16 protein-coding genes and 1 tRNA gene are annotated in these 18,895 nt (G+C 67.5%); 12 read left to right on the forward strand and 5 right to left on the reverse strand.

Annotated features, from left to right (window positions below; translation table 11 throughout):
• The coding region (locus tag AC27VE_RS27915; protein WP_488705565.1) for a hypothetical protein at positions 1-292 on the reverse strand (292 nt) is incomplete at its 3' end.
• A gap of 62 nt (positions 293-354) precedes the next feature.
• On the opposite strand from AC27VE_RS27915, the gene AC27VE_RS27920 reads away from it, so the two are divergent.
• From AC27VE_RS27920 to AC27VE_RS27935, 4 genes are all read left to right on the forward strand, one after another.
• Positions 355-1,209: a DUF2950 family protein gene (locus tag AC27VE_RS27920; RefSeq protein ID WP_488705566.1), complete on the forward strand. Its 855-nt coding sequence runs from the start codon at positions 355-357 to the stop codon at positions 1,207-1,209.
• Between the two features lie 175 nt (positions 1,210-1,384).
• Positions 1,385-2,365 (forward strand): YVTN family beta-propeller repeat protein, encoded by a 981-nt coding sequence (locus AC27VE_RS27925; protein WP_454678091.1) that lies wholly within the window; start codon positions 1,385-1,387, stop codon positions 2,363-2,365.
• 202 nt (positions 2,366-2,567) lie between these two features.
• Positions 2,568-3,305: a polysaccharide deacetylase family protein gene (locus AC27VE_RS27930; RefSeq protein ID WP_006227323.1), complete on the forward strand. Its 738-nt coding sequence runs from the start codon at positions 2,568-2,570 to the stop codon at positions 3,303-3,305.
• A gap of 2 nt (positions 3,306-3,307) precedes the next feature.
• A complete protein-coding gene (locus AC27VE_RS27935; protein WP_454676043.1) occupies positions 3,308-4,315 on the forward strand; it encodes a sterol desaturase family protein in 1,008 nt (335 codons plus the stop codon).
• A gap of 75 nt (positions 4,316-4,390) precedes the next feature.
• Here AC27VE_RS27935 and AC27VE_RS27940 read toward each other — a convergent pair whose 3' ends face one another.
• Entirely contained in the window at positions 4,391-4,900 is a 510-nt protein-coding gene (locus AC27VE_RS27940) for an acyl-CoA thioesterase (protein ID WP_006227321.1), read from the reverse strand.
• Between the two features lie 79 nt (positions 4,901-4,979).
• Positions 4,980-6,524 carry a DUF1254 domain-containing protein gene (locus AC27VE_RS27945; RefSeq protein WP_488705567.1) on the reverse strand — a complete coding sequence of 515 codons (1,545 nt, stop codon included), beginning with the start codon at positions 6,522-6,524 and terminating at the stop codon, positions 4,980-4,982.
• 261 nt (positions 6,525-6,785) lie between these two features.
• Between AC27VE_RS27945 and fdnG the strand changes: the two genes are divergently transcribed.
• The 7 genes from fdnG (at position 6,786) to AC27VE_RS27980 (ending at position 15,995) form a co-directional block, all read left to right on the forward strand.
• On the forward strand, positions 6,786-9,854 hold the full coding sequence (gene fdnG, locus AC27VE_RS27950; protein ID WP_488705568.1) for a formate dehydrogenase-N subunit alpha: 3,069 nt from the start codon (positions 6,786-6,788) through the stop codon (positions 9,852-9,854).
• A gap of 10 nt (positions 9,855-9,864) precedes the next feature.
• Positions 9,865-10,764, forward strand: a complete 900-nt coding sequence (gene fdxH / locus AC27VE_RS27955) for a formate dehydrogenase subunit beta (protein WP_315844890.1) — start codon at positions 9,865-9,867, stop codon at positions 10,762-10,764.
• Positions 10,757-11,389 carry a formate dehydrogenase subunit gamma gene (locus AC27VE_RS27960; RefSeq protein ID WP_488705569.1) on the forward strand — a complete coding sequence of 211 codons (633 nt, stop codon included), beginning with the start codon at positions 10,757-10,759 and terminating at the stop codon, positions 11,387-11,389. The genes fdxH and AC27VE_RS27960 overlap by 8 nt, the downstream gene beginning before the upstream one ends.
• A gap of 181 nt (positions 11,390-11,570) precedes the next feature.
• Positions 11,571-12,503: a formate dehydrogenase accessory protein FdhE gene (gene fdhE, locus AC27VE_RS27965; protein ID WP_488705570.1), complete on the forward strand. Its 933-nt coding sequence runs from the start codon at positions 11,571-11,573 to the stop codon at positions 12,501-12,503.
• Position 12,504: 1 nt separating this feature from the next.
• The gene (gene selA / locus AC27VE_RS27970) at positions 12,505-13,944 is read left to right on the forward strand and encodes an L-seryl-tRNA(Sec) selenium transferase (protein ID WP_488705571.1); all 1,440 of its coding nucleotides are present in this window, start codon (positions 12,505-12,507) and stop codon (positions 13,942-13,944) included.
• Positions 13,941-15,887: a selenocysteine-specific translation elongation factor gene (gene selB / locus AC27VE_RS27975; RefSeq protein WP_488705572.1), complete on the forward strand. Its 1,947-nt coding sequence runs from the start codon at positions 13,941-13,943 to the stop codon at positions 15,885-15,887. Before selA ends, selB begins: the two co-directional genes overlap by 4 nt.
• A 12-nt stretch (positions 15,888-15,899) precedes the next feature.
• A tRNA-Sec gene (locus AC27VE_RS27980) sits at positions 15,900-15,995 on the forward strand.
• Positions 15,996-16,001: 6 nt separating this feature from the next.
• Here AC27VE_RS27980 and AC27VE_RS27985 read toward each other — a convergent pair.
• Positions 16,002-16,541: a TlpA disulfide reductase family protein gene (locus AC27VE_RS27985; RefSeq protein WP_488705573.1), complete on the reverse strand. Its 540-nt coding sequence runs from the start codon at positions 16,539-16,541 to the stop codon at positions 16,002-16,004.
• 22 nt (positions 16,542-16,563) lie between these two features.
• Positions 16,564-17,664: a transglutaminase-like domain-containing protein gene (locus AC27VE_RS27990; protein ID WP_488705574.1), complete on the reverse strand. Its 1,101-nt coding sequence runs from the start codon at positions 17,662-17,664 to the stop codon at positions 16,564-16,566.
• Between the two features lie 152 nt (positions 17,665-17,816).
• Between AC27VE_RS27990 and selD the strand changes: the two genes are divergently transcribed.
• Positions 17,817-18,878, forward strand: coding sequence for a selenide, water dikinase SelD (selD, locus tag AC27VE_RS27995; RefSeq protein ID WP_488705575.1), 1,062 nt, complete (start codon positions 17,817-17,819; stop codon positions 18,876-18,878).
• Positions 18,879-18,895: the final 17 nt, after the last annotated feature.

An 18,895-nucleotide genomic window follows, 5' to 3' on the forward strand; every position in this document is an offset into this window, starting at 1 on the left:
ATATGTTTATAAGAGACAGGGCGCGGGCGGGGGCCAAGGCGCCCGTGAGCGGCCGCAAGGCGGCCAGACGCCGCGCGCCTCGGGTGCATCCAACCCCGATCGGCAAGCGGCGGCGCAACGCCAGCGTGCCGACGAGTCTGCGGCCCGCGATCGGGCCCGGGCGTCCAACAGCAGCAGCGCGCTGCACGACGCCGGCAACGGCGACCGCATGCGCCAGCAAGGCCAGCGCACCGAGATGAACCGGGGAGGCGGCGGAGGCGGCTTCCAGCGTGGTGGGGGCGGTGGTGGGCACATGGGCGGCGGCGGCGGCCATTTCGGCGGCCGGAGGTAAGCACCATGGACAAGGGAGCTTTCATGACGAATGCCTGGGTTCATGCCCGCGTGCTGGGCGCCGCGACATTGCTGGCGCTGGGGCTGGCCGCCCCGGTGGCGGCGCAAAGCGTGTATCCGACGTCGCAGGCGGCGGCGGACGCCTTTGCCGACGCGCTGGCTACCAGCGACCCGGCCGCGATCGCCCGCGTGCTGGGGCCCGATCACAAGCAGATCGTGCCGGGCGGCGTGGCGCAGGAAGATATCTACCGGTTCCTGTCGGCGTGGGCCAAGAAGCACGAGGTCATCGCGGATGGCGGCCGCTCGTGGCTGGCGGTCGGCGATTCCGGATGGACCATGCCGGTTCCCATCGTGCAATCGGGTAAGGGCTGGCGGTTCGACCCGGTTGCGGGCAAAGCCGAAATCCAGCGCCGCGCCATCGGTCGCAATGAACTGACAGCGATTGAAACCCTGCAGCAGCTGCAGGCCGCGCAGACCCGCTATCAACAAGGCGTGGGACAGGGCCGCTATGCGAGCCGCCTGGTCAGCCGACCCGGCACCATGGACGGCCTGTACTGGCCGGAAGTGCCCGGATCCCCGCCGCAGGCCTTCGGGCCGGACGCGTTGGCGATGGGGCCGGAGGTGCCCGTGGCGGACGCCTATGCCGGCTACCGCTACAACGTGCTGCCGGGCGGACAGGACACCGCCTACCGCATCGTGGCGTGGCCGGCGCGCTACGGGCAGACCGGCATCGGCACCTTTGTCATCGGTCCGCAGGGCGGGGTGCTGGAAGCGGACCTGGGGCCTTCGTCCGCGTCCCGCGCGGCGGCCCTGCGAGAGCGCGATATCGCCTCTGGCGCCTGGGTCGACGCCAACGCGCAACCCGTTGGCGCCAAATGACTTTTCGGTGTTTTCAGAGGGTTTTCAGGTGGGGGTTGTTGCGGGGTCGCAACAGGCGTGTACGTTTGTCGCCAAACCCCCCACTGTTGCGCTTTTGAAAGGCGGCTGTGCCTAAAATGGCGGGCACTGGGATCGGTGCCCGATCCCCTTTTGCCGGACCTTGAAATTGAATCCCTTGCATTTTGTCCGCTACGCCCTGGCCGGCGTAGGGATGGCGCTTAGCGCAGCGGCGGCATCCGCCCCGATTTTCGTCCTGAACTCCCTGGACGCCAATGTCAGCATCATCGATCCGGTGTCCTACAAGGAACTGCGGCGCGTGCCGACCGGCAAAGAGCCGCATCACCTGTACCTGACCCCGGATGAGAAGTCGTTGATGGTGGCCAACGCCACCGGCAATACCATCACGATGATGGATCCCAAGACGGGCGACGTGCAGCGCACGTTGACCGGCATCGTCGATCCCTACCAGCTGCAGTTTTCGCCGGACATGAAGTGGTTCGTCACGGCGGCCAACCGCCTGGACCATATCGACATCTATGCCTGGCAGCCGCAGGAAAAGGGCGCCGAGCTGAAGCTGGTCAAGCGCGTCCCGGCGGGCAAGACGCCCAGCCACATCATGATCGACAAGAAAAGCACCACGGCCTACGTGACGCTGCAGGACAGCGATCAGCTGATCGCCATCGACCTGGCCACGCAGACGCCCAAGTGGACGGTGTCCGTCGGCAAGACGCCGGCCGACGTGTTCCTGACGCCGGACCAGAAGACGCTGCTCGTGGCGCTGACCGGCGATTCGTTCGTCGAAGCCTACGACGTCAGCAACGGCCCCGCCAAACTGGTCAAGCGCATCCCCACGGCCGCCGGCGCGCACGCTTTCCGCGCGCAGGGCGACAAGCGCCATCTGTTCGTCAGCAACCGCACCGCCAACTCCATCAGCCGCATCGACATGCAGACGCTGGCCGTCACCGACACCTTCGCGGTGCCCGGCGGCCCCGACTGCATGGACGTGCTGGCCGACGGCAAGACGCTGCTGGTCACCTCGCGCTGGGCGCGCAAGATGACGGTGGTGGACCTTGAGCAGAAGAAGGTCGTGAACCAGGTGTCGGTCGGCAAGTCCCCCCACGGTGTGTGGACCTTGAACCATGCGCCAACCAGGTAAGAGCCCCCACGCCGCACCCGCTATCGCGGGCTTGCTGCCCCCCGAGGGGGCGTTTTCACCTTGGGGCGGCCCGGCGGTGAAAAAAAGCCCCCACGCGGCACCCGCTGTCGCGGGCTTGCTGCCCCCCGAGGGGGCATTTTCACCTTGGGGCGGCCCGGCGGTGAAAAGCCTTCTTGCGGCGGTCCTGGCGTTCGCTGTTCCGATGGCGAATGCGGCGGCGCCGACGACGTGCGACAAGCCGGTCTACCTGACCTTCGACACGGGTCACATGGGCGTGGCGCCGTTGATCGCGGATGTGCTCAACCGCCATCACGTCAAAGTCACCTTCTTCCTGGCCAATGAACGCACCAAGACCGACGGCGCGAGCCTGGACGACGTGTGGGCGCCGTGGTGGAAGGCGCGCGCTGCCGAAGGCCATGCCTTCGGTTCGCACACCTACGACCACGTCTACTGGCAGGGCGACCTGCCCGGCGGCAAGTTCCGCGTGAAGCCCAGCGCCGGCCCGGAAACGGGCAAGCGCGAGGAATGGACGGCCGAGCAGTATTGCGCCGAGATCAAGCGTTCGGCCACCCGCTTTCATCAGATGACGGGCCAGAACATGCTGCCGATCTACCGCGCGCCGGGCGGCAAGACTTCGCCCGCGCTGCTGAAGGCGGCCAAGGCGTGCGGATTCGAGCACGTGGGCTGGGCGCCCGCCGGCTTCCTGGGCGACGAGCTTCCCAGCGATAAATACCCCAATGCCAAGCTGCTGGACCAGGCGCTGCGCACCATCAAGCCGGGCGACATCCTGTTGGCCCACCTGGGCATCTGGTCGCGCCAGGACCCCTGGGCGCCCGCCGTGCTCGAGCCCTTGATTGTGGGCTTGCAGCAGAAGGGCTATTGTTTTGCTACCTTGAATACGCATCCCGCTTACCGCGATTGGATCGCCACGCATCACTGATCATGGATACGCTTAGTCAATTCTTCGGGGCCTGCCAGCAATGGCTCTTCGAAACGCTGATCCAGCCTGCGCTGTTTCACCTGGGGATGAGCAACTTCATCGAAGACGGCTACGACGCCACGATGTGGCTGCTGGTGGGCCTGGTGCAGATCGCCGTGCTGGTGCTGGTGTTTGGCCCCTTGCAGCGTCTGCGGCCGGTTGAAGCCGTCACCGACCGCCGCCAGATCGGCATCGACGTGCTGTACACGCTGATCCACCGCCTGGGCGTGTTCCGCCTGGCGCTGTTCTTCACGATCGACCCGTTCTGGGACAGCATCTTCGGACAACTGCACGTCTGGGGTTTTGCGCCATTCCAGCTGGACCAGTACTGGCCCGGCGTGACGGACAAGGCCTGGGTCAGCCTGATCATCTACCTGCTGCTGTTCGACGCGGTGGACTACGTCTATCACCGTGCCCAGCACCGTTTCAGCTGGCTCTGGGCGTTGCATGCGGTGCATCACAGCCAGCGCCAGATGACCATCTGGAGCGACGACCGCAATCACCTGCTGGACGACATGCTGCGCGACGTGCTGGTCGTGTTCGTGTCGCAGCTGGTGGGCGTGCCGCCCGCGCAATTCGTGATCGTGGTGGCCATCACCCAACTGGCGCAGAGCTTCTCGCACGCCAACCTGCGCATGCATTTCGGCGCGCTGGGCGAACGCTTGCTGGTCAGCCCGCGCTTTCACCGCCATCACCATTCCATCGCCTATGACGCGTCCTCGCCGGGGCCGGTGGGCGGCTACAACTTCGCCGCGCTGTTCCCGATCTGGGACGTGCTGTTCCGCACCGCCCGCTTTGGCGTGGGCTACGGCCCGACGGGCATCCATGACCAGCGGGCCGAATTGGGCGGGCGCGACTACGGCCGCAGCTTCTGGTCGCAGCAATGGCTGGGGCTAAAGCGCATGGTGGGCCGCGACCGCGAACCCGTCTCCGCGCCGCCCAGCCCACCCGGCGCCGCGGAACGCGCGTGACGGCAACTGCCTGAACGTTTGCGCCCATAAAAAAACCGAGCCTGCGTGGCTCGGTTTTTTTATGGACTTAGTTCTTCAGCCGGCCGGCGGCGCATCGTGCGTGGTCTCGCGCTTGATCTCGTCGTGGCGGCGTTCCATCTCCTGGCGCAGTTCGCGGCGCAGGCGGGCGGCCTCGAAACGCTGCTTCTCTTCCAGGTTGCGCGGTGCCAGCGGCGGCACGGCGGTCGGCGCACCCTTGTCGTCCACCGCCACCATCGTGAAATAGCAGCTGTTGGTGTGGCGCACCAGCTTCTTGCGGATGTCTTCGGTGACGACCTTGATGCCGATCTCCATCGAGGTGCGGCCGGTGTAGTTCACCGCCGCCAGGAAGGTCACCAGTTCGCCCACGTGGATGGGTTCGCGGAACACGACCTGGTCGACCGACAGGGTCACCACGTATTGGCCGGCGTACCGGCTCGCACAGGCGTAGGCCACCTGGTCCAGGTACTTCAGGATGGTTCCGCCGTGCACGTTCCCTGAGAAATTCGCCATGTCCGGCGTCATCAGGATGGTCATCGACAATTGGTGGCTAAAGGCGTCGTCCATGGCGGGCGCTCATCATTCAGAAATAAAACGCCTATGGTAGCGGCAGGCGCCTGTCATGGCGCCGTCATTCGCGCCGCGTCTAGGGTTTCTTCGCCCCGGGGGGCGCGGTCTTCGGCGCGGCCTTGGCCGGCGCGGCGGGCGCCGTCTCGGCCACCGGCTCTGCCACGGGAGCCTCCGCCGCCGGCGCCGTCTCCGCCACCGGTTGCGGTTCGTCGCGTACCAACGCGGGCGGCATCCACAAGCCGTCCAATAGCGCCGGGCCCGGCTCATAGGCGCGCAGCAGCACGGTCACCGGCCCCGCAGCCGCAACGGGCAGCCAATTGGCCTGTTCCTCGGGCGCGGGCGGCGCATGGCTGATGTGCACGTCCAGCGAGCCGTCGGCGTTGTAGCGCAAGGGCGCGCGGTCGCCCAGCGCGTAGCGGTTCAGCAGGTTGGCCACCGGCATGCCCTGGCCGTCATAGGCGGCCAGCGACCACGCCGCGCCCGCGGGCGGCAACTGGCCGCTTTCAAAGTGCAGCACGTAGCGGTGCGCGCCATCGATCGGCGCACCCTGGCTGTCGGCCGCCAGCAGCAGCACCATCTGGTCTTCGGGCAAGCCCGACCCCGGCTGGGCCTGGGCCGCCATCGCGCGGCGCAGATAGGCGCTGCCATACACGCCGACGCTGGCGGTTTCCTGCTGCCAGCCGTTGACGGCGCGCAGCGTGCCGCCGGCGGCAGCTTCCATGCGTTCACGTCCGGCGCGCAGGCCCCGGCGCATGCCTTGCTTGGCGGGATGGTCCAGGCGGTCGAATTCGAAGGTCCTGCCGGCGATCAGGCCCACCCGGCGCAACTGCGCCAGCACAGGCTGGTCGGTCGCGTGCGGCGGATGCTTGCGCAGCAATTCCGCCGCGTAGGTGAAAAAGGCGTCGGTGGGCATGGATTCCACTTGTTCGCGCACCGGGATCTTCAGGTCCAGGTTCGGGTCGGACTTCACGCGCTGCGATTGCGCGGGCAGGTTCCATTGCGCAAGCGGCGTCAGCGTGAAGCCGTCCTGCAAGGCGTTGACGGCGGCGTAGTCGGCCGGCCCGTCGGTCTGGATCAGCACCTTTGCCCACACGTGCGCCGTGGGGGCGTCGATGCGCGCCATGCCCGAGGGCAGCGTGCCCGTCCAGCCCGGCGGCACGATCACGGTGTTGCCCTTGGCCGTGCCGGTCGTGCGCTTGCCCAGCGCGGCGAACACGTCCGTCCACATGTCCAGCAGGGTGAGCGTGTACCGCCGACCCTGGGTGTCCGGCACCGACAGCACCACGGGGCCGGCCGTCAGGTCCAGCCAGCCGGTGCTGCGCAGCATGTCGGGGTTGGCCCAGGGCGTGGCCGCGCCCGGCTGGGGCAGGGTGCGGACATGCAGGAACGCGTTGGACGGCGCGCCCTGTGCGCCCTGCGACGGGTGCGTGAACTGGCGCCGCGTCAGGTCCATCGTGACGAGGGGGTAGAAATACAGGTAGCCGTCCATCGTCGCCTGGTGGGCGGCCTCGGTGGCGGCGGCGGCCGGCGTCAGGGCGGCGCGCGCGGGGGCTGCGGCGGCGGGGGCAGGCGCCTCGGCCAGAACGGCAAGGGACAGGGCCAGCGGGGCAAAGCGGCGCATTGGCGCTCCAGCGGTCAGGCAAAAATGGGTGGAAAAGGGCCGGTCTAGCCACGGCCGCCGGCAATGGTAGCAGCCTGCCGACCCTCCAAAATCTGCGAACAACTCCCATTTCGCTGCCAAATCCCGGGCGCCAGCGGGTTTGACCCATGGCACGGCCATGCGGCTTCGGAATATACTTGTTGAAATATCCTTGGAAGTTGTAGGGCTTTTTCCTTCGGACGAGCCTCCGGCTTTCGTCATTCACCAGGAGAGGAGTGCTTCATGGTCAACATGAATCGCCGCCAGTTCTTCAAGGTGACAGGTGCAACCCTGGCAGGCTCCAGCCTGGCATTGCTCGGGGTTGCTCCCGGCACAGCCATGGCTGAGGTGCGCCAGTACAAACTTGCGCGCATGACCGAAACGCGCAACACCTGTCCCTACTGTTCGGTCGCCTGCGGTTTGCTGATGTACGGTCTGGGCGACGGCGCCAAGAACGCGCGCGCCAGCATCATGCACATCGAAGGCGACCCTGACCACCCCGTCAACCGCGGCACGCTCTGTCCGAAGGGCGCGGCCCTGATCGACTTCATCCACAGCCCCAACCGCCTGAAGTTCCCGGAATACCGGGCGCCCGGGTCGGACAAATGGGTACGGATGTCGTGGGACGACGCCCTGACGCGCATCACCAAGCTCATGAAAGCCGACCGCGACGCGAACTTCGTCGAGAAGACCGCGGACGGCAAAACGGTAAACCGGTGGCTGACCACCGGCATGCTGGCCGCCTCGGCAAGCAGCAACGAGGTGGGCTACATCACGCACAAGACAGTGCGCAGCATGGGGATGCTGGCGTTCGACAATCAAGCCCGTGTCTGACATGGCCCGACGGTGGCAGGTCTTGCCCCGACGTTTGGCCGTGGAGCGATGACGAACCATTGGGTCGACATCAAGAACGCGGACGTAGTACTGATCATGGGCGGCAATGCCGCCGAGGCCCACCCGTGCGGGTTCAAATGGGTCACGGAAGCGAAAGCCCATAACAAGGCGAAGCTGATCGTCGTGGATCCGCGCTTTACGCGCTCGGCATCCGTGGCGGACTTCTACGCGCCCATACGCACCGGCACCGACATCATCTTCCTGGGTGGCGTCATCAAATACCTGTTGGATCACGACAAGATCCAGCACGAGTACGTGCGCAACTACACCGACTTTTCCTACATCGTGCGCGAGGACTTCACGTTCGAAGCGGGCCTGTACTCGGGCTACAACGCCGAGAAGCGCACGTACGACAAGGCAAGCTGGGACTACGAGCGCGGCGACGACGGTTTCGTCAAGACGGACCCCACGCTGACGCATCCGCGCACGGTGTATCAGCTGATGAAGAAGCACTATTCGCGCTACACCGAAGAGATGGTCGAGCGCGTGTGCGGCACGCCGCGGGACAAGTTCCTGAAGGTGTGCGACATGCTGGCCTCCACGGCGACCACCGACCGCGCCGCCACGATCCTGTACGCGCTGGGCTGGACGCAGCACTCCATTGGCTCGCAGATCATCCGTACCGGCGCCATGGTGCAGCTGCTGCTGGGCAATATCGGTATTGCGGGCGGCGGCATGAACGCGCTGCGCGGGCACTCGAACATCCAGGGCCTGACCGACCTGGGCCTGATGTCGAACCTGCTGCCGGGCTACATGACCCTGCCCAACGAGCCCGAACAGGACTACGCCAAGTACATCGAGACGCGCGCGTTGAAGCCCCTGCGGCCCAACCAGCTCAGCTACTGGCAGAACTACAGCAAGTTCCACGTGAGCCTGATGAAGGCGTGGTGGGGCAAGTCGGCCACTGCCGAGAACAATTGGGCGTTCGACTACCTGCCCAAGCTCGACAAGATGTACGACATGCTGCAGGTCTACGAGCTCATGGTCCAGGGCAAGATGAACGGCTACATCGCGCAGGGCTTCAACCCCCTCGCAGCCGCGCCCAACAAGGGCAAGCTGAACGACGGTTTTGCCAAGCTGAAGTTCCTGGTCATCATGGACCCGCTGGTCACCGAGACCTCGGAGTTCTGGCGCAACGCGGGCGAACACAACGATGTGGACCCCGCCAAGATCCAGACCGAGGTCTTCCGCCTGCCCACCACCTGTTTCGCCGAGGAAGACGGCGCGCTGGTGAACTCCGGGCGCTGGCTGCAATGGCACTGGAAGGGCGCCGAGCCTCCGGGCGAAGCCAAGAGCGACATCGAAATCATGTCGCTGATCTTCACGCGCCTGCGCAAGATGTACCAGGAGGAAGGCGGCAAGTACCCCGACCCCATCGTCAACCTGTCCTGGCCGTACTCCAATCCGCAAAGCCCCACCGCGGAAGAGCTGGCCAAGGAATATTCGGGCAAGGCGTTGGTGGACGTCATGGACCCCAAGGACCCCACCAAGCTCGTGCGCAAGGGCGGCGAGCAAGTGGCGGGTTTTGCGGAACTGCGTGACGACGGTTCCACGGCCAGCGGCTGTTGGATCTTCGCCGGCGCCTGGGGCCCCGGCGGCAACCTGATGGCGCGCCGCGACAACAGCGACCCCACCGGAATCGGCCAGACCCTGAACTGGGCCTGGGCGTGGCCGGCGAACCGCCGCATCCTGTACAACCGCGCGTCGTGCGACGTGTCCGGCAAGCCGTTCAACCCGCGGCGCAACCTGATCTCGTGGAACGGCAAGATCTGGGTAGGCGCGGACATTCCCGACTTCAAGGGAGACGAGAACCCGGACGGCGGCATGGGTCCGTTCATCATGAACCCGGAAGGCGTGGCGCGCTTCTTTGCGCGGGCGGGCATGGCTGAAGGGCCTTTCCCTGAACACTACGAGCCCTTCGAGACGCCGCTGGGCTACAACCCGCTGCATCCCAAGGCCAAGGGCGTCACCAGCAATCCGGCGGCGCGCGTCTTCAAGGACGACCTGGCCGCGATGGGCACGGCGGACAAGTTCCCGTACGTGGCCACCACCTACCGCCTGACCGAGCACTTCCACTACTGGACGAAGAACGTGCGCATCAACGCCATTCTCCAGCCCGAGCAGTTCGTGGAAATCGGCGAAGCGCTGGCCAAGGAATTGGGCATCGCCAACGGGTCGCGGGTGAAGGTGTCGTCCAACCGCGGCTACATCAAGGCGGTTGCGCTGGTCACCAAGCGCTTGCGGGCGCTGACCATCGAGGGCAAGACCGTGCACCACGTGGGCATCCCGATCCACTGGGGTTTCGTGGGCCTGGCCAAACCCGGCTTCATCGCCAACACGCTGACGCCTGTCGTGGGCGACGGTAATTCGCAGACACCGGAATTCAAGTCGTTCCTGGTGCAGGTCGAAAAGGCTTAGGAGAACCGTCATGTCCCTGCAATCCTTAGACATCAAACGGCGCTCCGCCACGACCACGCCGCCGCCGGGCATCCGTGAACCCGTCACGGGCTCGGTGGCCAAGCTGATCGACGTCTCCAAGTGCATCGGGTGCAAGGCTTGCCAAAGCGCCTGCATGGAATGGAACGACCTGCGCGACGAGATCGGCACCAACGTGGGCGTCTACGACAACCCGGCCGACCTGACCGAGCATTCCTGGACCGTCATGCGCTTCTCGGAATACGAGAACCCCGCCGGCGACCTGGAATGGCTGATCCGCAAGGACGGCTGCATGCACTGCGAGGATCCGGGCTGCCTGAAAGCCTGTCCCTCGCCGGGCGCCATCATCCAGTACAACAACGGCATCGTGGATTTCCACGAAGAAAACTGCATCGGCTGCGGCTACTGCATCACCGGCTGCCCGTTCAACGTGCCGCGCATCTCGAAGAAGGACCACAAGGCGTACAAGTGCACCCTGTGTTCCGACCGCGTGGCCGTCGGCCAGGAGCCGGCCTGCGTCAAGGCCTGTCCCACCGGCGCCATCGTGTTCGGCACCAAGGAAGACATGAAGCAGCACGCCGAAGAGCGGATCGTGGACCTGAAGTCCCGCGGTTTCGACCAGGCCGGCCTATATGATCCGCAAGGCGTGGGCGGCACCCACGTCATGTATGTGCTGCATCACGCCGATCAGCCCGGGCTGTATCACGGCCTGCCCAAGGACCCGCATATCAGCCCCATGGTGTCGTTGTGGAAGGGGCTGGCCAAACCGCTGGGCGTGGCCGCGATGGCCCTGACCGCCTTGGCGGGCTTCTTCCACTACGCCCGCGTCGGGCGCAACGAGGTCTCGGAAGAAGACGAACGCCGTGCCGAAGAGGAGGTGCGCCATGACTGAAGACCGCCATCACCGCCGCATCAAGCGCTATTCGCCGGGCGAGCGCACCAACCACTGGATCATTGCCTTCACGTTCATCCTGTTGGCGTTGTCCGGCCTGGCGCTGTTCCACCCGTCGATGTTCTGGCTGTCCAATCTGTTTGGCGGCGGCCCCTGGACGCGTATCCTGCACCCCTTCATCGGGGTGGTGATGTTCGTCTGCTTCGTCGTGTTCGCCGGCCACATGTGGCGGCACAACCTCATGACGAAGGCGGACCGCCAGTGGTTGAAGCAGCTGAACGACGTGGTCGAGAACCGCGAAGAAAAGCTGCCGGAAGTCGGCAAGTACAACGCCGGCCAGAAGCTGCTGTTCTATGTGCTGGTGCTGTGCATGCTGGGATTGTTTGCCAGCGGCATCGTGATCTGGCGCGAATTCTTCGCGTTCTACTTCCCGATCTGGGTGGTGCGGGTCGCCTCCGTGGTGCACGCCGTGACGGCGCTGGTGCTGATCTGCTCGATCATCGTGCACATCTACGCAGCGATCTGGGTCAAGGGATCGCTCACCGCGATGCTGCGGGGTTATGTCACCGCCGGCTGGGCGTGGAAACACCACCGCGCCTGGTTCCGCGAACAGATCCGAAAGTAGAGGGGGAGGGGCCCCCACGGCGCGCGCGCTGTGCGCGCTTCCTGCCCCCCGAGGGGGTGGTCCCTCCTTGGGGCGGCCCGGCCGGAGGGACGGGGCCCCCCTCGCCGCGTCCACGTAGTTGCCTACGGCTGCTATCCTTCTTTGAAGGCCAGCAGCCGTGTTTGTTTTCTTGGAGACACCATTGCAGCGAATTCTTCCGCGCGGCGAGATCGAAGCGCTAGACCACAACAATATCCCCCGCGTCAGCCTGCCCGACCGCGGCTCGGTGTTTGCGACCCGCGCCGCGCGTTTGCGTCAGTTGGCGTCGGACAGTCCGGTGGCGGACTACCTGCTGCTGATGGCGCAATTGGTTGACGCCCAGCAGCGCGCGCTGAAAGACTGTGCGGCGCCGGAGGCGTCGGAAGACCGCGTCGCGCTGGCGCAGGCCCATGGCATGCCGCCTTTGCAGGCTATCGGTTGGCCGCGCGACCCGATGTGGCGCAACATCCTGGCGCAGCTGGTGGACGAGGTGGCGCGCGGCAAGAACGTGCCGGCCGAAGCCATCGAGGTCTGCGCCGTGCTGCGCCGGGCGGTGGACGAAGACCCCGAATCGCTCGAAGACCTGGCTGAAGCCGTATTGGCCGAGCAGGACCAGGGCGTGGACAGCGCCGCGGCGCCCTTCGTGATGGCGGCCTTGCAGGTTTACTGGACCGATCTGGCCAGCCGTTTCGACGACAAGCAGTTGCCGGTGGTCAGCCCGTTCGGCGTCTGCCCCGTCTGCGCCAGCCTGCCGGTGGCCAGCGTGGTGCGCGTGGGCGGCCAGTTTGAAGGCTACCGCTACCTGTGCTGCAGCCTGTGCGCCACGCAATGGCACATGGTGCGCGTGAAGTGCACGCACTGCGAAGACGTGGAATCGGTGGCGTACCAGGCCATCGACGGCCGCTCGCCCGCCATCAAGGCCGAGACCTGCGATCACTGCCACACGTACCGCAAGATCTTCTATCAGGACAAGGACCTGCACGTGGAACCGGTGGCCGACGACCTGGCCAGCCTGATGCTGGACGTGCTGGTGGGCGAAGCGGGTTATTCGCGCGCCAGCGGCAACCCCCTGTTGTGGCATGGCGCCGAGGAATAGCATGGCCGAGCACCCGTCAGAGGGCGCCGTGGCCGCCATGGCCGCCGTGTCCGACATCCCGCCGCTGGATCGCCTGCTGAACGCCGACGCCCTGCGCGCCGCCTTGGACACGCACGGCCGCACCCAGGTGGTGGCGGCGCTGCGGCGCGACCTGGACGCGCAGCGCCAGCGCGCGTTGGCCGGCCAGTTGCCGCGCAACGAACTGGATGCGCCGGTGGTGGCCGCCCGCGTGTCGGCGGCGTTGGACAAGGCGGCCCAGCCGCGCCTGCGCGCCGTCTACAACCTGACCGGCACGGTGTTGCACACCAATCTGGGGCGGGCGCTGCTTCCCGACGAGGCGGTGGCGTCGGTGCTGCGCGCGCTGACCACGCCGGCCAACCTGGAGTTCGATCTGGACACCGGTGGCCGCGGCGACCGCGACGACCTGATCGACGAGCTGCTGTGCGAACTGACCGGCGCCGAGGCCGCGACCGTGGTCAACAACAACGCCGCCGCCGTCCTGCTGATGCTCAACGCGCTGGCTGACCGGCGCGAGGTCGTGGTGTCGCGCGGTGAACTGGTCGAGATCGGCGGCGCGTTCCGTATCCCCGACATCATGAAGCGCGCCGGCGCCAAGCTGGTGGAAGTGGGCACCACTAACCGCACGCACGCCGCCGACTACGACAACGCCATCGGCCCGCGCACGGCGATGCTGATGAAGGTGCATTGCAGCAACTACGCCGTCACCGGTTTCACCAAAAGCGTCGGCGTGGCCGAGGTGGCGGCGCTGGCGCACGCGAAAGGGCTGCCGGCCACGGTGGACCTGGGCAGCGGCACGCTCGTGGACCTGACCCAGTTCGGCCTGCCCAAGGAAGATACGGTGCGCGAAACCATCGCCGCTGGCGCTGATCTGGTGACCTTCAGCGGCGACAAGCTGCTGGGCGGCCCGCAGGCCGGCCTGCTGGTGGGCCGCGCCGACCTGATCCGCAAGATCAAGAAGAATCCGCTCAAGCGCGCCTTGCGCGTCAGCAAGCTGACGCTGGCGGCGCTGGAACCCGTGCTGGGCCTGTACCGCGCGCCGGAATTCCTGGCGCAGCGCTTGACCACCCTGCGCCTTCTGACCCGCCCGCAGCGCGAGATCCAGCCGCAGGCCGAACGGCTGCGTGGCGTGCTGGCGCATGCGGCCGGCGCCTCCTATGCGGTCGAGGCCGTGCCCATGTTTAGCCAGATCGGCAGCGGGGCGCTGCCGGTGGACCAGTTGCCCAGTTGGGGGCTGGCGGTGCGCTACGCGGGCAGCGGGCGGCCGGGGCGCCACCTGGACAAGCTCGAGGCGCAATTGCGCCGCCTGCCCACGCCCGTCATCGGCCGCATCGCCGACGACGCCTTGTGGCTGGACCTGCGCTGCCTGGAGGCGCGCGACGAGGCCGCCTTTGCCGCGCAACTGGCGGAGCCCCTGGCATGATCATCGGCACCGCCGGCCATATCGACCACGGCAAGACCACGCTGGTGCGCGCCTTGACCGGCGTCGACACCGACCGGCTCAAGGAAGAGAAAGCGCGCGGCATTTCCATCGAACTTGGCTACGCCTATACGCCGCTGGCCAATGGCGACGTGCTGGGCTTCATTGACGTGCCCGGCCACGAGAAGCTGGTGCATACGATGGCGGCCGGCGCCAGCGGCATCGACTTCGGCCTGCTGGTGGTGGCGGCGGACGACGGCGTCATGCCGCAGACGCGCGAACACCTGGCCATCCTGTCCCTCCTGGGCGTGGCGCAAGGCGCGGTGGCTCTCACCAAGACCGACCGCGCCGACGCCGCCCAACAAGCGGCCGTGCGCGCCGAGATCGCGGAACTTGCCGCCGGCACCTTCCTGGCGGGCGCGCCGGTGTTCGCGGTGCAGGCCTCGCAAGCGGGCGATGCCTGCACCGCGGAACTGAAATCCTATCTGCACGCGCAGGCTGAAGGCCTGCGCCAGCGCGACGGCGCCGGCCTGTTCCGGCTGGCGGTGGACCGCGTGTTCACGCTGGCGGGGCACGGCACCGTGGTGACCGGCACCGCGCACGCGGGCCAGGCCCGCGCGGGCGACGACACGGCCGATCTGCGCTTGATGCCCGCGGGCACGCGGGTGCGCGTGCGCAGCATCCACGCGCAGAACCAGCCCAGCGAAACCGGCGTGGCGGGCCAGCGCTGCGCGCTGAACCTGGCCGGCATCGACAAGAACGCCATTGCGCGCGGCGACTGGATCGCGGACGCCCGCTGCTTCCTGCCTTCGCGCCATATCGACGTGGCGCTGACGCTGCTTGCTTCCGCCGATGCGCCCGTGCGCGCCTGGGCGCCGCTGCACGTGCACATCGGCGCCGCGCGCCACGTGGCGCACGTGGTGCCGCTTAGCGCCGAGACGCTGGCACCGGGTCAGTCCGGCTGGGTGCAACTGGTCTTTGACGAGCCGGTCTGCGCCATGCCGGGCGACCGCTACATCGTGCGCAATGCGCAAGCGACGCGCACCGTTGGCGGCGGCCGCGTGCTGGACCCGAATGCGCCGGACCGCAAGCGCCGCGCGGCCTCGCGCCTGCAAGGCTTGCAGGCGTTGTCCGACATGCTGGACGGCGGCGGCCTGCCGCCGGTGCTGGCGCACGCGCCGCTCGGGTTGGATGAAGGCGCCTTGCAGCGCCTGACCGGCAAACCCGTGCGCGCGATCGAAGCGCCGCATGGCGCGTTGTGGATCGAGACGCGCAATGCGCAGGCGCCGCGCACCCTGATCCTGGCCACGCATTGGGACGCCCTGCGCGAGCGCGTCGAACAGGCCCTGGCGGCCTTCCATCAAAGCGCGCCCGACGAGCCGGGTCCGGACAGCGCGCGCTTGCGCCGGATGGCGATGCCGGTGGGGCCGGACGCCTTGTGGACGGCCGTGCTGGACCATCTGCAGCGCGACGGGCGCGTGGCGCGCAACGGCCCCTGGCTGCATCTGCCGGCCCATACCTCCACGCTGGCCGACGCGGAATCGGCGCTGGCCGCGCGCCTGCTGCCATTGCTGGAGCAGGGCGCCTTCGATCCGCCCTGGGTGCGCGACCTGGCCCGCACGCAGAACGAACCCGAAGAGCGCGTGCGGCAGTTGCTGCGCAAGCTGCTGCGCCGCGGCGACGTGGCGCAGGTGGTTAAGGACCTGTTCTATCACCGGGACCAGGTGCGGGCGCTGGCGCGGATCGCGGCGGACCTGGCGGCGCAGCCGGCGGGCCTGAACGCAGCGGTGTTCCGCGATGCGACGGGGCTGGGCCGCAAGCGCGCCATCCAGATCCTGGAGTTCTTCGACCGGGTGGGCTATACGCGGCGGGTGCGCGATACGCACGTCTTGCGGGCGGAAAGCGCGTACGCGGCGATGCAGGTGAACGCAGAGCCGGTATCATAGGCGGGCTGCTGAGGAAGGCATTCGTGCCCGGCGGCACGGCTGGGCTTCAAACCCAGTTGGGGGCGTCAGACGTTCCCAGGTAGGTTCGACTCCTGCTGCCTTCCGCCACACGCTTTAACTGCGCAGCATCCGCGTCACCACGCCCGTCACGCGGTCCGACTGCCAGTCCAGTTCCCCCAAATGCCAATACCGGATCGATCCGCCGCGGTCCACCAGGTAGTTGGCGGGCAATCCGATCGCTTCCCATTTCTTGGACGCCGCGCTGTTGCGGTCATGCAGCACCGTGCCGGCCACGGGCCATTTCGCCAGGAAAGTCGAGACCTTGCCCAGCGCTTCGCCGACGTTCACGGCCACCAGCCGCAAGCCTTCTTCGCGGTGGCGCTTGGCCATGGCGGACATCAACGGGATTTCATCGCGACAGGGCTCGCACCAGGTGGCCCAGAAACTGACGATGACGACGTTGCCGCGCCAGGCTGAGAGCTTCTGTTCGCGGCCGGCCAGGTCGGGCAGGACGAGGGCGGGCGTGGGCGCAGTCCACGGCGCCCAGTCGGGGCCGGTGGCGGTTTTCAGCGCCGAGTCGCTGGCGGCCCGCGCCCCCCCGGGCAGGGCGGCCAGCGACAGGCCGGATTGCAGCAGGCGGCGACGGCTGATCAAGGCGGCTTCCTCCGCGGGCGGGTCAGATGGCGATGGGTTTGGCGCTGAGCTTGTAGCTGAAGCTGTCGGGGTCCAGGCTGTCCAGCCGTCCGGCGCTGGTCTCGCCGTTGGGATACATCAGGAAGGGCACCGGGTCATGCGCCGATCCCGGCAGCACGACGTCGTGGCCGTGGTTGTACGCGACCCAATTCATTTCCCACGCGCCAAACAGCATGACGCGCGCGGCGCGCACCTTCGCGTCGGTCAGCGGCAATTCGCCCGGCGGCTCTTCCAGCATGACCTTGCGCACGTCGGCGGGGTCGACCGGAATCCAGCCATAGCCGGCGGCGTAGAACTCGGCGCGGCAGTGTTGGGCTTTCGTGACGTCGCCGGCCTTGCCCAGGCTCTTGTAGCCCAGCTCGGAATTGGCCACGCGCAAGCCATAGGCGTCGCGTGCGGGGATGCCGGCGGCGCGGGCCAGGGCCACGAACAGCGCGTTGATGTCGGCGCATTTGCCGTTCAGGTCGTTCGCCGTCAGCATGTAGCGCACGTCGCCCACGCCGCAGCCGCGGGTCGCGGCCGTCCTGCAGGTATTTTCCACCACCCACTCGTAGATGGCGCGGGCGCGCGCCAGGTCGCCCTGGTGGCCGCGGGTGATCTGGTCCGCAGTGGTCTTGACGATGCCGTCGGTGGGCAGCAGTGCGGAGGGTTTCAGGAACTCGCGCAGGGCGGCGGGGCGTTCAAGCACCGCGTCCGAGGGCGGCGGCTGCGTCAGGTCGACCCGGCGATTGCGGGTCTGGAAGCGGCTGGTCACGGTGACGTGGCGCGGGGCCTGGGCATCGGGCCATTGCACGGCCAGCATCTGCACGTCGTAGCCGGGCGCCCGCATCAGCTGGGCGGTGCCGCCGCCGCTGACCTGCCAGGTGCTTTGCGCGCCGCGCTGGTACGGCGTGTCGGTGGCGTACGGCACCGGCACCCAGATGCGCGTGTGCGCGCCGGGGTCTTTCACGCTGATGTCGGTGGTCAGTTCAAAGCTGCGCCAGTCGGCGCTGACGGGAGCCTGCTGGGCGCGCAGCACCTGCGGCAAGGCGGTTGTGGCGGCGCACAATGCGCCAGAGAGTCGGAGAAAGTGTCGGCGATCCATGAAGCCCTCACGCACGGTGAAGTTTGGCTATCGGTGCGCCCTTGGCCGGGCGGCCGTCCCTTGGGGTGTGCTCCTACGCATCCTGCCGGATCATCATAGAGCCAACCTCGGCGGCGGTGCTATCCTTTTTCCATTGACCCATGGAGATTGAAATGACCCAGGATGTTGCCACGGCGGCTGTGCCGCGTTTGACGTCGTTGTCCCACGGGGGCGGCTGTGGCTGCAAGATCGCGCCCGGCGTGCTGTCCGAACTGCTCAAGCGCTTCGGCCCCGCCGCCAGCTATCCGAACCTGATGGTGGGCACCGAGACCGCCGACGACGCCGCGGTCTACCGCTTGAACGACGAGCAGGCGCTCATCGCCACCACCGACTTCTTCATGCCCATCGTGGACGACCCGTTCGACTTCGGCCGCATCGCGGCCACGAACGCGCTGTCGGACGTATACGCGATGGGCGGCACGCCCATCATGGCGCTGGCCATCGTCGGCATGCCGATCAACGTGCTGCCGCACAGCGTTATCGCCGACATCCTGCGCGGCGGCGAATCGGTCTGCGAGGACGCGGGCATTCCGGTCGCGGGCGGCCACAGCATCGATTCCGTCGAGCCGATCTACGGCCTGGCGGCGATGGGCCTGGTGCACCCCGGCCGTCTCAAGCGCAACGCGGATGCGCGGGCGGGCGACGTGCTGATCCTGGGCAAGGCGCTGGGCGTGGGCATCCTGTCGGCCGCGCTGAAGAAGAACCGGCTGGACGACGCGGGCTACCGCGTGATGATCGACACGACCACGCGCCTGAATCGCCCGGGCCCGGCGCTGGCCGCACTGGACGGCGTGCACGCGATCACCGACGTGACGGGCTTTGGCCTTTTGGGGCATGCGCTGGAGATGGCGCGCGGCGCGAAGCTGACCGCGCGGCTGCGCCTGGACGCCTTGCCCTGGTTGCCGGGCGTGCAGGCCTTCGCGGCCGATGGCGTGATCACCGGCGCGTCCGGCCGCAACTGGGCGTCCTATGGGGGCTCGGTGCAGCTGGGCGCGGCGGTCACCGACACGCAGCGTGCGTTGCTGACCGATCCGCAGACGTCCGGCGGCTTGCTCGTGGCCTGCGCACCCGAGGCCGCGGACGCCGTGCTGGACCTGTTCCGCAGCCAGGGCTTCGAACAGGCTGCCGTGGTCGGCGAGATGACCGCCGGCGACGCGCAGGTGAGCGTGGAATAAACGGATCGACCAGGCGG

This window comes from Achromobacter sp. 18P8.1.1 (assembly GCF_057799415.1).